We start from the raw sequence: 15,982 nt of genomic DNA, 5'->3' as shown, positions 1-15,982 counted from the left end.
TTCCCTGTACTATTCAACTCCGCGCCGTTCATTCCAAAGATAGAATTGTTCAATTATGATTGCAATGATTGTGCCGATAATGAGACCGTTTGATAAAACGGCCGCAAGGGCATTCGGCAGATCTGACATGCTTTCCTGCGGGATGAACATGATACCTACGCCGATCATTAGTCCAACGGCTGTCACCTTATAGGCACGTTCCTGTTTCGGCTCGGCTGCAAGTTCGCGGAATGCCATTTCCACCATTTTCGTAAAGATCGCAAATGTGACTGCATATGCAACCGATGAAGGCAAAACAGCAAAAACCGACATGATAGATGGAATGAGCGTTATCAGTACAACGATAACACTGCCAGTAATGAACGGTTTAAGTGTAGCCATCCTTGTCGCTCCTACAAATCCTGCTGCACCGGAAATCGGAACAGGTCCAATGGCCGAAAAAAATCCCGCGAATAGATGATTGATCCCGGAAGCGATTGCCCCCTGCTTCATTCGATCCGGCGGAGTGATCGAAAAAGATTGCTTAAGTAAACTTTCCATCACCCGGATGGACGCCATCATATTCGCAATCAGCAAAAGTGTGATAAAACCTGCAGTGATGAACATGCCGCTATCCCAAACCGGCTTCCCGTACACAAATAGATCAGGAAAACTTATCCATTGTCCAACCTCAAGCTTTACACTATCTGCCTTACCGATAAGAAGAAAAAGAATCCACCCCAAGCCGATTGACAATAGAACGGAATATCTGGAGACCCAAGAATATTTATTGTTCATTGTCATGAACGTTACAAGTAAGACTGCAAAACTCCCAAGGAATAAAAGACCGTCGATCTTATCCCCTACGCTGTCAACACCTACCATCCCTTTAAGGAAAGTACCGCTTAACTGCAAAGTGAGAAGCATTAAATATGTAAATGTAACTGACGGCGTGAAAAGATTTTTCATTTTCGTTATCAATCCACTAATCGCCAATATAATAAAAAGGAAGCCGCTGACTAGCATTCCACTTTGCAATGCTTGCAGGGCGTCCCGGGCCGTAGGATATGCAATGCTTATCATTCCTGCGTAGACTACGAAAATACCCCACCATAATCCTGCTGGCCCTTCATTGATCGGCAGTCGATGCCCTATAAAGGCTTGAATGAGACATGCAATTCCAAGTACAAAAATCGTACGCTGGATGAAAAGCGCGGTTTCGGCAGTATCCATTCCAAACATATGGGCAATCGCAATAGGAGCCGCAATAGAGGATGCGATTAAAAAAACCGCCCATTGCATCCCTCCGATAACTGTTCTCATAACTGCACCTCTTATCAGAAATCCATCTGGTCCAACTTCGAATAGTTATTATAATCGTCAGCTTGGCTGATGTCCATTCAACTCTATAGTATCAGCAAATCCTTTAATGTAGAACCCATCAGTTTCTGACCATTCACAATAAAGTATGTCAGCCACATGATCATATCCTTTCGCACCGATCCCTTCCTGCAGCCATTCGCTGGATTTACCAATGGCGTTCAGAACTTCCGATTTCACTTCACCATTATCGATGAGCAACACACTCGGCTCCTCTTCCTTCTTTTCGATTCCCAAATCATCGGCTACGACCGACTTATATTTTGCGAACGTATTAATAGAAACTTGGCCTCCTGGTTCAATGTACATATCACGGACTTCCCTCAAGGAAAATATCCCTTGTTGACGAAGCATTGTTCGTACCTGCTCCATTTCCAATTGATTTTTCTTAAACGCTTTCCGATGGATTTTTCCATTTGAAATTAATTGATCGGGCTCCCCTTTTAGAAGAATGCGCAATCGATTGAATTTGAGCACCAACTTTTCAACTGTGAATATAGCTGCAGCCCATACAGTAACTGCAAAAAGAAACATCCATATCGAGATTTTTTCGTCATATAAAGTTTCTTCAAGTAGACCACCAAACATTATTAAATAGATGATGTCATACGGAGTCATCTCGGCCAAATGCTTCTTGCCTAACAGCCGAATGACAGCCATTAAAGCTATCAATCCTATAATAAGCTTCATTCCATTTAGTAGATAATCCATACCTCTCCCTCCTATTACTCCTGTTAGTTACCCGATTAGCTATGTTTTAAATCTATAAAAGTGCTGTTAAAACCTTCATGTTTGAAAATGATAGGTTCGGGTATTTCCTAGAATAGCAATTCGCTAGAACAATATTATTTTCAGGAGGAGTTTTTAAATGGTACAACGACATGTAGTAGGTTATTATGACAACGAATCGGAAGCTGTTGCTGCAATTGAAGAATTGAAACGACAAGGTTACACTTCAAATGATATTTCCATCCTTAGTAAGGACAGAGATCATGTAGATTACATTGAGGAACAAACAGGAACGCATGCTGCAGATGGTGCAGCTACAGGTGCAGCAACTGGCGGCTTGCTCGGTGGACTAGGTGGAGTTTTAGCAGGTATCGGAGCGCTTGCAATTCCTGGTATCGGTCCCATCATTGCGGCCGGTCCGATTGTGGCGGGAATTACCGGTGCTGCCGCAGGAGCGGGAGTCGGCGGACTTGCTGGCGCATTGATCGGGATGGGCATTCCGGAAGAGGAAGCGCATCGCTATAATGATTATTTCAATGAAGGTAAGATTCTTGTGTTAGTGGATGGTGAGTATAGAGATACACGTTTGGACTATCCAGATCGACCACTCATTTAAACGTTAGAAAAGGCTGTTCCCTAGTAATGGGAGCAGCCTTTTTACATGTTAATAATATGGAGAAATCAGAATATAAACGAGAACACCAGTAAAGCTGACGTACAACCATATCGGCATCGTCCAACGCACTATTTTACGATGACGCTCATACTCCCTGTTCCAAGCCCTTGCCACACTCGTTAATGCGAGTGGAACAATTGCAGCAGCTAAAATGATATGGGTAATGAGTACAAAATAATAGATCCCTGCTAATATGCCGCTCCCGCCATATGGAGTGGATGGCGCCAAATAATGAAAAGCGACATATGTGACGAGGAATAAAGCAGTCGTACAAAATGCGGCATAGATGAATTTCCGATGGACACCCACATTCCTTTTCTTTATGGCAATGAGAGCCCCGACTAAGAATAGGAAAGTGAAGCTATTTAATATGGCATTTATCAAAGGAAGGATGGTAACATCAAACGCATCGAAATCCTCCACCCCTTGCCTGCCTGATAAAAGTCCGATTACGCCTATTAAAACAATTGATAAAATGATGATAGCCGGCCGGTAATTTCTTTTTTTGAACGGCTTTTCTTCAGTGGATTGAATCATTAAAACATCTCCTTAATCACTACATTTCTATCCGTAGTGTACCATAATTATCGCACTATGAACCCTACTTCACATTGTTGTCGAAATGTAAAAAAACAGCCGGGCTACTTTCCCGACTGTTTCGTGGAACCGGCTGTTCATTTGGACAGTGTACGATATAAAAATGCTTTTGTCCTTTCCATTTGTGGATTACTTAATAAGTCCACGGGACTTCCAGATTCGACGATTTCCCCTTTATCCATGAAGATTGCTTTGTTAGCAACTTCCTTTGCAAATTCCATTTCATGTGTGACAACAACCATTGTCATATCCTCTTGAGCAAGGTCCTTCATGACACGAAGCACTTCCCCCGTCAATTCCGGATCAAGAGCCGATGTTGGTTCATCGAATAGGAGAACTTCAGGCTTCCTCATTAAGGCACGGGCAATGGCCACCCTTTGTTTCTGGCCTCCCGAAAGCTTGGACGGCAATACATCAGCCTTATCTGACAGCCCGACTTTCGACAACAACTCCATGCTCAATTCACGGGTTTGTTCCGCGCTACCCTTTTTCAAAAGCTTTGGTGCCAGTTCAAGGTTCTCCACGACAGTCAAGTGCGGAAACAGATTGAAATGCTGAAACACCATCCCCATTTCAGAAGTAATCTCTTTCAATTGTTGAGGTTTTGAATAAATGCCATCCTTAACAATATAGTTTCCATTAACTGAAATACTTCCTCCATCCAACTCCTCTAAATGGACAAGACTTCTGAGCATCGTACTTTTCCCCGATCCGGATGGACCGATGACAGCGATGACATCGTTTTTATTCACTTCAAAACTAATCTGCTTAAGCACTTCAAGCGGACCAAATGATTTTTTTATATTTTCCACTTTAAGTATTGGCATACTATACACTCCTCATTTAAATCACGAATAATTTCAGATGGATAGGTTTAAATTAATCAAACCGTAAACGTCTCTCCAACCATTTGAAGAACAGAGTCAAACACAATGTAATTATTAAATAGATGACTCCTGCCAGTAGAAATGGTGTTATTGTGAAGTCACGGTTGACTGCTGTTTGTGCAAAATGCAACAGTTCAGGGACCGCTACTGCATAGAGTAAAGCCGTATCCTTCACCAAAGTGACAGACTCATTCGCCACTGCGGGCAACGCGATGCGGAACATTTGAGGGAATACAACTTTTCGCATTGTCTGCCATCTATTCAATCCGAGCACTTTCGCCGCTTCGAACTGGCCTTTGTCGATAGCAAGGAGACCGCCGCGGAAAATTTCCGCGAAATAAGCTGCGTAATTCAAAATGAATCCTAAACATGCTGCGGTAAACCGGTCAAGAACCAGATATTCCCCGATCACCGGAATAAGCGGCAAACCGAAAACAATGAACAGGAGCTGCAGCAAGAGCGGCGTTCCCCGCATCAAATAAATATATGTATTCGCTAAATAAGCTAACGGTTTAATGGAACTTCTGACAATCAAAGTAAGTAGGAAGCCAAGCGGGATTGAGACGATGATGGCTATTAGGAATAATAGGACTGTCGCTCGGGCTCCTTCGAGCATTGGTATTAAAATGGAAATAAAATAGTCTATAGACATACGTAATGACTCCTTCTAAAAAGCAAAACAGGTTTTCATATCGAAAACCCGGCATGCTTGATTCATTATTTAAGTACTTTATTCTCCCCGAACCATTTCGTGGAGATTTCAGCTGCACTGCCGTCTTCATTCATTTTATCAAGAGCGTTTTGAAGCTTCTCAAGCAATTCTTCGTTGCCTTTTTTCACACCTACACCATATTCCTCAGGCGCTAAGGACTCGTCCAACACTTTAAACGCACCTTCTTGCTTGGACATGTAATAATCAATAACCACTTCGTCAATGATGACTGCATCAACACGGCCAGATTTCAAGTCGGATAGTGCTAGAACATTATCCGCATATTCGGAGACAGACTTGATTTCAGAACGGATCGGATTGGCGTTCAAAGCGTCTGCTGCTGAGGAAAGACCTTGAAGTCCCACTTTTTTACCAGATAGATCTTTTAGTGATGCAATATCGGAATTTGCTAACGTTGCTACAACTTGCGCGTTTTCCAAATATGGTTTTGTAAAAAGAACTTTTCCTTTTCGTTCATCCGTGATTGTATACCCATTCCAGATCAAATCAATTCGTCCACTGCTTAATTCCGTTTCTTTTGTTTTCCAATCAATCGGCTGGAATCTCACTTCCATACCCATATGTTCCGCTGCTGCTTCAGCATATTCAATATCGAAACCAGTGAGATTATTGTTTTCATCCCGGAAACCCATTGGAGCGAATTTATCGTCCACACCGATGACAAGAACATCTTTCCCGCCTGACTTTCCGGTTGTTTTGGAATTCCCGCAACCTGTTACGACGAGCAATGCAATTATTGATAGGATGAATAGCGTCAAATACCTCTTCATTGATCTCTCTCCTTTTAGTAAACTCGCTTTAACACTTTAGTCTGTTAACGTATTGATAATATATCATGCTTTACCAATAAAGAAAACCCTTTTATTAATTTGCAGAATTATCTTGTTAACTCATTTACCATTAGTATATGAATAAGAAACGTTTTAATTCTGTCCAAAAAGGCAATTGAACAATATAGAACAACGTTAAAAATAATAAAGGAGGATGTTCTTGATGGAGAAAGATTATATGGATGAAAAACAGCGGAGAGATAATGAAGAGCCTGAATTTAAAAACGAATATGTGGAAAACAGCATGCGGAATGAAGCGAGCCTAGACCAACTGCCTTCCGCTGGGCTTAATGAAAGTTATGAGTCGGATAAGGAGCCAAATGGAATTGACCCTGAAACCATTTTTGAAAAAGGGTACTCATTTCAGGAAACGCCTGAGGAGATTCGTTCACAAAAGATGAATCGTTTCGGGAAAGAACCGAATGGCATTAATCCTGATGAAAGATAGTAAAAATGAATAACGGCTGCCTGGATTAGCAGTGGAAAATGGCCCACCGGACATATTGTGAAATAGTAAGCGAACCTATTCTTTCTAATGGTTTATACATCAAAAAAGCTTGGAAGAGAACTCTACCAGGCTTTTTCTTTAAACTATCAATTATCTTCTCGCTATTAAGACTTGCAACGGTTAACTTTAGCTTGGTTCCTAACCTCAGCTATTGCAGCATGAATTTGTTTTGATTTGGCTGATTATCTTCATTACTAGAGGCAGAAATTAATAATCTCTTAATGAACTTTTCTAAGTGACTGAATTGCTTATATCCGGATGGGAGTTGAGAGCACTTCGACTTCAACTGCATAAAAATTAAACCGCCGGTGATGCAAACATATCGACTCCCAACAGTGGCTGTCCCGCTGCTGACAATTGACCGATAAGGAGTTATTCATTTTAATAAGCATTTCATTACTTATCAGGTGGAAATGGAATTGTACCCTCTTCTACGTATCCTTCAGAAAAAACATCATCAATATATACATGTTTTTCATACGTGAATGTACCGTCGTCATTCGCTTTAATAGACATAATTTCTTCTTTGTCTGTTAGATCTTCAAATACTGGAATTACGGTATTATCCTCTACGTTCATTTCATAAAGCCGACCGCCTTTTGTCACGGTACCATGTGCGAAACCAACAATCACAAATAGGCGGTTTTCGTCAATCCATTCTACATATTTAGGCGTATTTTGAGCATCAATGTTATCTTTGAGCTTATATATGGTCGATTTGTTCGTTTTCAGGTTTTCAATAATTAATAACGCTTCCCCTTCTTCAATTGCATTTTCGCCTTTTCCATCAATGGTTGCCCGTTGTAAACCATCAGGAGATGTTTTCCAGCCTGAATGGGAATTAGCATTTGCTATATCATAGTTGGCCCCTACTTTTATTTCAAAAAGTTCATTGGATACACGATCATATTCTCTGTTCTGTACTTCAGATATTAAGCTGGAAATCGTTTCATATTGTTGAGTAGAGATTTCATTAAAGTTTTCTCCAATTATCAACTTATCACTCGTTATGGAAATTGCTCCAGACGGATAATAACCCTTATTTTGTATATAAATATTATAATAAACTGGTGAATTATCCTCTAGCTTCTGCTGAGGCTTAGAAGATACTTCGTTTAACCAATCGGCTATGAATCCTATTGTTTCTCTATCTTCAATCGTAATCGATTCACTTGCAATATCAATAACCATCAATTCAACTTCAGATTCATTAATCATTATTTCAGCTTTTGTCTCTTCAACAAACATCGTTGAATTGTTGATGACCTGAGGATTCTCTATTGAATCCCATAATAGAACTGCACCAACTATACAAAAAACAGCGGCAGCCATTGACGTTGAAAAATACGTCCAATTAATTGATTTTTTCATGGGTTCCGTTATTTTTTGACGAGTATTCAACATAATTCTTTTTTTGTTTTCCACTGTATTTTGTAGCCGTTTCATTCGGTAATTAGTCATGCAACAATACCTCCCACTCGATATGTTCTAAACTCAATCTCAATGTCTCTTTACCGCTCCTCAACCTTGACTTCACGGTATTTTCAGAAATAGATAAAAGTGAAGCGATTTCTTTAATCGACATATTTTCAAGATAATAATAAATAATCGCCTCCCGTTTTTTGATAGGGAGTGATAGGATTGCTTCATCAAGCATATTTTTTTCATCCGTTTTAACTAGGACGTCTTTCTCTGAATAGTGTTTTTGTGCAAACTTTTTTTGTACGATTATTTTACGATAAGACCAACTTCTTAAATAATCTTTACAACGATTAATGGTCATTTTTGATAAATAAGCCTTTAGGTTTCCTTGTTCTTCATAATGAGATGAATGGTAATATTTTACGAATGTATCTTGTACGATATCTTCAGACACTTGTATATCTTTCGTATAGTAATAAGCAATTCGAAATAATAGATCTGTGTAATGGTCCATTATTTCTTCTAACAATTGTTCTTTATTCACAAGTCATTCCCCCTTTCATAAGTATAAACGAGGCTCATAGATCAAAGGTTCATTTCTCGAAATAAATATTCAGTTGCAACTATTTTCGTTCTTTCTTTTTCATGTCTGATATTCAAAGAGCCGGGTTAATTAGATAAAGTTGATTTTGTATAACAAATTAATTTATTCAAACAATGTTCCTTCTTTAACCCAGTGCTTTTCAGCATGCGCTTTGAAGATTATCTTTTGTTTCGTATTCTCTCTGAATCTCATCCCAGGTAGGCACTTCACATCACCATCCGCCTCCTTTATTTTCAAGTACAAAAAAACACTCCCGATCTAGAGAGTGTTTACTTTACTGCAATAGGATAGTTGGACTTTACTTTAAAGTTTTTCTATTTCCATAGTCGGGAAGTAACCGCCGTACTCATTTGATTCTTTTTCCGTGCGATTCATGAAGGAGAAAAGTGAAGCGCTTATTCAACAATTTCGCCCGACTGGTGAATTGAGTTAAATTACTTCTTGTCGCCTAAACGTAGATGTAGGTTTAACTCATTCAAATTAATTGGGATTTGAGTTGCAACTGAGTAATAGTTTTGGATTCCCATTAGAGTGACAGTCTGTGATGCACCGTGGTCGTTGGAGTCAGACTAACGGATGGGCTCAATGGCACCATAGTTGATCGACCTTCTTCGCCAGCCATACAAATCTATACCCGTTCTGAAATTTTTGTGGAAGTTTAAGTACATTTATTCACATATCCATAAAATCACTTTATTCTTAAGGCTGTTTGTATCCTTAATTCACTGTTAATATTTCTCTATCTTTATTTTCACCTTTATTTTTTCTTCGCTAGTTGTTACTGTTACTGTTTCAGAAATATTTTTAATAGAATCTTCAACTATTTGTTGAATCAACTTATCATCAATTTTTGCATCCAATCTCCTGTATACTCGCACCCTCACGCCACAACTGGCGAAAATGCATCAATTCGCCTTCTGTCCATTTCCAATTGACCGTGACATCATCAAACAACAAACGAAACACCTAATGCTTTACGGCGCTACCTATGCACGCCGCCGATCTATTGGACCAACTCCGGATTCATCTGAACACAATCACTTTCAATTGAATAGAAGCAAAAAAACTTGAATGAATATATAAAATAAATTTAGTTAGAAGCAATAATATACAAATACAAGAAATACTTAAATATCAACAACAAGAAGGTGTTTATTGCATAGAAAAGTAACAATCCGCATACAATATCAGCAAGAAAGGAAATAAATGAAAATGAGCGAAAACATTGTTATTGTAGTTGCACATCTTGTCGTAGTCCTTGCTCTTATCGATATCACCGAAAGAAGGTAAGGTAAAAGCTTTATTGTCCTTTAGAGGATGGTAAAGCTATGCAGTATAAATAGTAATAAACAAACTGATTTACATCGTTCCCCCCATTCCTCAACCTACATATTTCAAATAATGCAGCACATACCCCTTATCACTTTTCACACGATCGCACTCCATAAGGAAAGCCCGATGCGGTATCGACTTCCTTTCGCCTTTCTTTGCATCCTCCCAATTTCTGGCGTTTTGAATGCTAGAAGGTATATTTTTCATCCAACTTGGTGAAAGAACCAAGCAGGAATGCCTGGGCGCATTTTTGGTGCCATGATTTCAGTAGTTCGTATTGATGCTCGAAATGTTATTAAGCGAGAAGCTCGTCCGGCTTGATGTTTTCTTGGCGTCAAATACTATTACCCTTCCGTCATGAACACCCGAATAGTCCACCCATACCGCTTTTTGCGTGTACCCCGTCACCTTGCCCAGCCCCGTTGCTTTGTATCTGCACTGGCGTAGGCACCTCTCGGATGTCCGCGTCAACAGTACGGTACCCCGCTCGCGCTGGCTATTGTGGGCTTATCCGTCAAATATATCGGTTAAGTCCGTAACGAACACTAAACCCTTTCTCGGTTTTTCAACACAAAAAACCTCCTAATGAAAGTAGTTAGAAGGAGTCTGTAATTCAGAATTTGACAGCTCATAGACTCCTCTAAAAACTTCGCTAGAAGGCTTGATATATTTCGGTTTGAACCACATGTAGCTACGACCCAGGAGGACGTATATATATGCCGAGAAACGTTGTTGTTACAGCATTTACAACTATCTTGTGTTGTATTTGTGTTGCGTTTAAACGAATCGGATCCTATACTGAACTTCTTCTATGCTTAGTAACCATAAAAAACTTCAACTAATTATCGTTCTTCTCCAACCAGTCATTCAGCCAATCCGTCTCTTCTTTTGATAATTCCGTGACATCTTCAGCTCTATATAAAACATTATGCCAGTTAGCATCTTCTCACTCTAAGTAATTTTCCCATTCACGGATAGTTTTTTTCGCCTTCTCCGTTTCAATCTGTTGCTTTGTCTTAAAAGGAATTATCTTACCCAATGCAAACACCCCATCACAGCTTTTATATTCCTTCCATTTTATTATAGTGCACCTAGAGTAGCAAAAACTTAATGATCCTCAACTAAAGCACCCGTTGAACAATACCCAATCCCACATTAGTTAGAGAGTATTCTTACATACATTCCTCTTGTGGCTTTCTCATATGCTTTAGTATTCATATCTCTAATTTTCTCCGATAATTTCGACGCTGGTGTTAATTCTTCACCCTTAAAAATGGAAGTATCAATCATACGAAGTTTGTTTTTTCTATATATATCGTAGTTTTCTCTATCTTCTTTCACTTGTACATTAGGATTGATTTTTCTTAACAGATCGAGTAACTCCTTATCTTCTGACGATTTAATTTTACTTAATAATTCGTCATCTTTACCAAGGAAATCTTTTAGGTTTAATATTTTTTTTTCTAATGAAAGTTTCAGAGTCTTGGCTAACATATCATATCCATAGATATTTAACGGGTTCATAAAAAAATCAATAACCTCCTTGTAATATGTTTTGACGAACCATTCCGCTACCTCAATGTTTTGAAGATACATTCTCCCTTCGAAAACAATTAAGTCATGCAAAAAACGATTCACTTGCTCTAACGAAATATTCCCATAACCATACATATCACGAAGAGTGGAATCTACCCTATCCGCACATAATTCAGGTGCAGGTTGTTCCAATAATGTCCACTTTGAATCATCAAACAGAATTTCCTCATAGTTGTAATCGAATTTAGATAAAATTACTGGGATTTCAGATTTTTTAACGACAGAGCTAAATATCTTTTCATGATAGTTTTCTTCTTCATTTTCAAACACGAAATCAATTACATGAGAAAAGGCTGTGTGGGAAACATCATGCAACAACCCTGCAATCTGCTCTTCTAATGAGCCCCCAAGTTTTCTTATTAGCAACATTACACCTATTGAGTGGTCATAACGTGTTTCATTCCATTTCTGATTAACCAAATAACTTGCTCCACCTTGGTGAATTCCCTTTAACCTTTGAACAGGTCCACTTAATATTAACTCTTCTAGTACTTTATCTACTACGAACTCACCGTACAATTTGTCATGAATAATCATTAACATTCTCTCCTTAAACTACACTGGTAAAACAGAAAAAACTTTTTAACTAACATGCCTTGCCAGCAAAATAAGCTGTTGATCATATTTAACTAATGTACCCATAAGTTGAAGAAGAAAAAAGAGACGTTTATTAAACAATTGCGTCAGATTGCGGAATATCGTTTATTTTGTTCAAAGATTCCCTATGTTAGGGAGTTTTCAATCTGTTTTATAGTTGAAGTCCTTGCCTATTCATTGAAGGAATATTCCAAAAGTTTTCGTTTTACTACTTCAAAGCAAATTGTTTGGTATGGGGTACTAGATAGAAATATAAATAAACAGCTAATATAAGTCCAAACGAAGAAAAGATCACTGCTAGCATTTGCAAAGGAAACCACTTAGCAAGAATGCCTAAGGCAAACGTAAAGATGATTTGCGCAATGCTTTGCAGAAGATCAAGTGAACTACCAAAGCGCCCCATCAATCCAGGGGGGATTGTTTTTTGATACATCGTTGCGTATCCTGTATTACTAAATGCCATACAAAATCCAAGGGCTATAAAGCTTATGATTGCTAACCATAGTACGTTAGAGGCGTAAAAGATTAAATAGCTGAGCATCGTTAAAGAAAAGCCAGCACCAATATACGTTTGTACAGAGAGCTTTTTCACCAATGCAGTCGCACATAATCCGCCTAAAATCGCACCGATTCCAGCAACACTTACAACGATTCCATATGTCGTATCCGTTGTATGTAAGACATCTTTTAAAAAAGTCATCTCTTGAGAATCAAGTGCAAAGGCGAACATCAAGGCAGTAATATACACAACAAAAAAAGTAAGTAGTTTCGGTTTTTTTCGTATATAGTCCCATACTTGTGAAAAATCTTCACGAATGACGCTGAATGTTAAACGTCTAAGATTGTCGGTTTCTTCATTCTCAATGTTCGGTAATGAAGCAATTGCCCATGCACAGACGAAGAATGTAAGAGCATTCACCCACATTGCCACACCTGTATTACTAATTGCGATAATTCCTCCAGCAAGTGCCGGCCCAATCATAAACGAACCATAACTAAGTGTACTATTCAACGCATTAAATCTTAGTTTGTCTTCATCCTTTACGAGCTTTGTAATTACGTATGTGCTGCTCGGCCCAAAGAAACTACTTGCAATATTTGCAAGGAAGATAAGACCATAGATAACCCAAATCGTCGATGAAAACGGCATGATGCCAACGATGATTCCTCGAATAATATCACTATAAACCATCAACCATTTTTTATCATAGCGATCAATCAATGAACCTACAAAGAAATTACTAAAAATGCGGGCGACTGGGCCTACAATATAAATTCCTGCCACCGCTGCAGGTGAATGTGTTAAATGCCAAACCAGCAAATTCAATGCAATTAAATAAATCCAATTACCCAAATTGGAAAAGCCTAGCCCCCCTAATATCAAACCGTATTTCCTGAACATCTTCATCCCATTTCCCCCTAATTGCTACCCATACGCCGGCGTATTTCCTCACTCGCAGCAAATGCATGTTTGAAGCAAATGCTAGCTTGCTTATAAGCATGTAGTTTTTCATAAAATGCTGCCCATAATGGTGCATAATACAATGTTAATGAATAATACTCTTGCTGCATAAAATGCGGGAAGGCTCGCTCTTCTATTTCTTTCAACTTAGTAAGAGTGAATTTTCGTTCACTTGCATATTTCAATAAATCCCATTGATATTGATGATGAAGTACAACAAACCGTTCCCTGGGGTACTGTTCAAACAGATTTTTCAGTGTTTCCTCATCTTCATTCTGATAACTCGCCCTCATCCAATTAATAACTGTATGTAAATCATCTTTATATTTATTGGATCTCCCATAAAGTGTCATCGCATCAACGAATAAGCCTTGACATTCATAGCAGTAGGCAATGTTATTATAAAGAGAACTCCACTGCCTCGGAGTTTGTATTGATGGAACATTTTTCAACAAATCTATTCCTGCCTTAAATTCCATTATTGCGTCTTGGAATCTATGTAAATCATTCAAGATAACCCCCTTCATCGAATATAGCTTCAATTGGAATAAAGGTTTATAGTGGTGAGAGAACGCTTTTGTCGCCTTATTTATGTAATGCAGTGCTTGCTGGAATGAATAATAGCGGTGGTGCGCAAAAGCTAAGTGATAATAATAATTCGCTTGTTCGAATCGGCTAGCAAAATTCATAAAATTGCTAACATGCTGTTGTTCTTCCCTTACAATGATGTCCCGGAACTCTAAAAAAGATAAATGAGCATTCGTTGTGATTGCAATATACAATTGTGTTCCTCTGTCTTGATACCAAGTGATAAACGGCTCAATTTTCACAAGCAGCTCGCGAGCTTCAATCGGTTTATCAATAGATATTAAATACCGACTATAAATCAGTCCAGCTATCAAATCGACTTCTTGCTGGAACATTTCTGTTTGAAATGACTCCAACCTTTCAATTTCGTTTTTTGTAAGAATTTCATTTGATAATAATTTTGCGTAGACGGCTTCAAGAAATGAAAGTTTTATCTCCAACTTATTCTTTTCTTGAGCCAAATCGATGTTTAGGCGTGCTAACAACATTTCGTATACAATTTGTTCAGCAATGACAACACCATTTTCAATACGACTTAAGTAAGAAGGTGTACAAATTCCCACTGCAACATCATCTTGCTTTAATCCTTGTTGCTGACGATGATATTTTATCAGCAGGCCCCAATTCTTTGCCTCATTATCTGTCACAGCAATCAACCCCTCCAGTTTTACTTTAGCAAATTCTCTAATTCTTTTATTGTGTATATCTCGATAAACAACTGGGTTCATCTTTCTATTTACAGTGTACTTACACAAATTGAAAAAACCATTGTTTTTTATGATAGCTTGAACAAAACAACAATGGATTTCACCTAAAAGGGGTCGCATCAAGAAAACGTGGATTTACAACGGTAAGCAAATTATGGAATAGAAAAATCGGTTCCTTTACAACGTTTAGGAACCGATTTTTTAATTTGACTTCTAAAACTAAAGCGACCAATTGAAGAATCGAAGAGTTAGGTATTACAGTACTTTGAGTATATAAATTCCCCATATAAGTAACCCGAAAAGTACTATCAGAAACAGAATATCCTTGATTTTCTTGCCTCCATTATAAAAGAAAAACTTACTGACAGTATAAATAATACCACCAATAATACCAATTGCTATCCAAGTCCGTTAGGTTAATGAGATATGAGCCAAAGCAGCTCAATGATCTGCAATAAAAGCACCCGTAAGCTGAAGAAGAGCTAAGTTGTTATTTTTTTACTGAAGTTATCTTTATAAGGAAAAAAGAAATTGCTAAGGAAATGAACCCAAATATAAAGACATTTAGCCAAGATATTTCTAGATTGAAAGGAGATATTTCCTCCATATTATAAGTATATAAAGACCACCATTCATCCCCTGCCAGAAAGACAGAAGCAAACAACCAAACACCAAATAACATAACAGCATTTACAAGCCAAAGGATTATTTTCATGTTTCATTCCTTAATTCATTTTATTATTCTTGTTAAACTAAACTGCCGCGTTAGTTCAATAAGAAAAAAAGCTTTACTCCTTCTTGAAGTAAAGCACCCGTTAGTTTCCATGTACTTTCATAGCACGAAGTACATTTTGATATAATGCTTCAAATCCTTCTCTGGATTGATGTACGGCAAAAGCTTTCTCAAGTACACGTCCGCGTTCATCTACGAAGCATGCGTAATGAGTACTCTTAGCGATATCCATGCCGACAATTAATGTGTTTTCCGTTACTTGATTTAGCTTTTCATTCCACTTAGAATACATAGTGTAGTCCTCCTGTTTGATGATGGGTCAATTCCACGTTGACACTCAGCATCATACAAGAGGGCTCTTTTTCTTTCAAGATGGTGCAAATCCTTCAAACAGGAATGCTGCTCCGTTAGTTCAATAAGAGATGAGCCCCTGAGCAGCTCAACGATCTGTAAGTAAAATACTCGTTAGTATAAATGAAAAATGTTACATTTTTAACTGTTTGCTCAAATACTCTCTCTTTAAAACCCCCATGATAATTATGTCATGCCATTTTCCATTTCTATATAAACTTTCACGCACTACTCCCTCTTTTATAAAACCAAGTTTATTATAAATATGTAT

At 38.3% G+C, this 15,982-nt stretch carries 15 protein-coding genes and 1 pseudogene; 2 read left to right on the top strand and 14 right to left on the bottom strand.

What is annotated here, in order from left to right; genetic code table 11:
* Positions 1-9: 9 nt before the first annotated feature.
* Positions 10-1,302: a purine/pyrimidine permease gene (locus M3191_RS03580; RefSeq protein WP_251698122.1), complete on the bottom strand. Its 1,293-nt coding sequence runs from the start codon at positions 1,300-1,302 to the stop codon at positions 10-12.
* 57 nt (positions 1,303-1,359) lie between these two features.
* Positions 1,360-2,070: a DUF421 domain-containing protein gene (locus M3191_RS03575; protein WP_251698120.1), complete on the bottom strand. Its 711-nt coding sequence runs from the start codon at positions 2,068-2,070 to the stop codon at positions 1,360-1,362.
* A gap of 157 nt (positions 2,071-2,227) precedes the next feature.
* Between M3191_RS03575 and M3191_RS03570 the strand changes: the two genes are divergently transcribed.
* A complete protein-coding gene (locus tag M3191_RS03570) occupies positions 2,228-2,704 on the top strand; it encodes a general stress protein (RefSeq protein ID WP_251624365.1) in 477 nt (158 codons plus the stop codon).
* Positions 2,705-2,752: 48 nt separating this feature from the next.
* Here the strand turns inward: M3191_RS03570 and M3191_RS03565 are convergent, their stop codons facing one another.
* The 4 genes from M3191_RS03565 to M3191_RS03550 all read right to left on the bottom strand — a co-directional run bounded on the left by M3191_RS03565 (position 2,753) and on the right by M3191_RS03550 (position 5,751).
* Positions 2,753-3,301 carry a DUF420 domain-containing protein gene (locus M3191_RS03565; RefSeq protein WP_251698118.1) on the bottom strand — a complete coding sequence of 183 codons (549 nt, stop codon included), beginning with the start codon at positions 3,299-3,301 and terminating at the stop codon, positions 2,753-2,755.
* Between the two features lie 137 nt (positions 3,302-3,438).
* On the bottom strand, positions 3,439-4,188 hold the full coding sequence (locus M3191_RS03560; protein WP_285853168.1) for an amino acid ABC transporter ATP-binding protein: 750 nt from the start codon (positions 4,186-4,188) through the stop codon (positions 3,439-3,441).
* Between the two features lie 52 nt (positions 4,189-4,240).
* Complete coding sequence (locus tag M3191_RS03555) at positions 4,241-4,900, bottom strand: amino acid ABC transporter permease (protein WP_251698117.1); 660 nt, start codon at positions 4,898-4,900, stop codon at positions 4,241-4,243.
* Positions 4,901-4,965: 65 nt separating this feature from the next.
* The gene (locus tag M3191_RS03550; protein ID WP_251698115.1) at positions 4,966-5,751 is read right to left on the bottom strand and encodes an amino acid ABC transporter substrate-binding protein; all 786 of its coding nucleotides are present in this window, start codon (positions 5,749-5,751) and stop codon (positions 4,966-4,968) included.
* 223 nt (positions 5,752-5,974) lie between these two features.
* Here M3191_RS03550 and M3191_RS03545 point away from each other — a divergent pair, with 223 nt between their 5' ends.
* Positions 5,975-6,259: a hypothetical protein gene (locus M3191_RS03545; RefSeq protein ID WP_251698113.1), complete on the top strand. Its 285-nt coding sequence runs from the start codon at positions 5,975-5,977 to the stop codon at positions 6,257-6,259.
* A 456-nt stretch (positions 6,260-6,715) separates the two neighbouring features.
* Here the strand turns inward: M3191_RS03545 and M3191_RS03540 are convergent, their stop codons facing one another.
* The 8 genes and pseudogenes from M3191_RS03540 to M3191_RS03510 form a co-directional block, all read right to left on the bottom strand.
* The gene (locus M3191_RS03540; protein WP_251698111.1) at positions 6,716-7,780 is read right to left on the bottom strand and encodes a DUF4652 domain-containing protein; all 1,065 of its coding nucleotides are present in this window, start codon (positions 7,778-7,780) and stop codon (positions 6,716-6,718) included.
* Positions 7,773-8,285 (bottom strand): sigma-70 family RNA polymerase sigma factor, encoded by a 513-nt coding sequence (locus M3191_RS03535; protein ID WP_251698109.1) that lies wholly within the window; start codon positions 8,283-8,285, stop codon positions 7,773-7,775. The genes M3191_RS03540 and M3191_RS03535 overlap by 8 nt, the downstream gene beginning before the upstream one ends.
* A 788-nt stretch (positions 8,286-9,073) precedes the next feature.
* Positions 9,074-9,205: a hypothetical protein gene (locus M3191_RS18505; RefSeq protein WP_285853166.1), complete on the bottom strand. Its 132-nt coding sequence runs from the start codon at positions 9,203-9,205 to the stop codon at positions 9,074-9,076.
* Between the two features lie 736 nt (positions 9,206-9,941).
* Positions 9,942-10,085: a Holliday junction resolvase RecU gene (locus M3191_RS18500; RefSeq protein ID WP_353056503.1), complete on the bottom strand. Its 144-nt coding sequence runs from the start codon at positions 10,083-10,085 to the stop codon at positions 9,942-9,944.
* A gap of 747 nt (positions 10,086-10,832) precedes the next feature.
* On the bottom strand, positions 10,833-11,810 hold the full coding sequence (locus tag M3191_RS03525; RefSeq protein ID WP_251698107.1) for an HD domain-containing protein: 978 nt from the start codon (positions 11,808-11,810) through the stop codon (positions 10,833-10,835).
* A 268-nt stretch (positions 11,811-12,078) separates the two neighbouring features.
* Positions 12,079-13,278, bottom strand: a complete 1,200-nt coding sequence (locus tag M3191_RS03520) for an MFS transporter (RefSeq protein ID WP_251698105.1) — start codon at positions 13,276-13,278, stop codon at positions 12,079-12,081.
* Positions 13,279-13,289: 11 nt separating this feature from the next.
* A complete protein-coding gene (locus tag M3191_RS03515; protein WP_251698102.1) occupies positions 13,290-14,567 on the bottom strand; it encodes a helix-turn-helix domain-containing protein in 1,278 nt (425 codons plus the stop codon).
* An 881-nt stretch (positions 14,568-15,448) separates the two neighbouring features.
* Positions 15,449-15,652, bottom strand: a pseudogene (locus M3191_RS03510) (IS110 family transposase); the annotation flags it as partial.
* Positions 15,653-15,982 lie beyond the last annotated feature (330 nt).

Source organism: Sporosarcina luteola (assembly GCF_023715535.1).
GTDB classification, from domain to species: domain Bacteria; phylum Bacillota; class Bacilli; order Bacillales_A; family Planococcaceae; genus Sporosarcina; species Sporosarcina luteola_B.
Note: the sequence above shows the minus strand (reverse complement) of the source record. Positions and strands in the feature narration are given on the sequence as shown.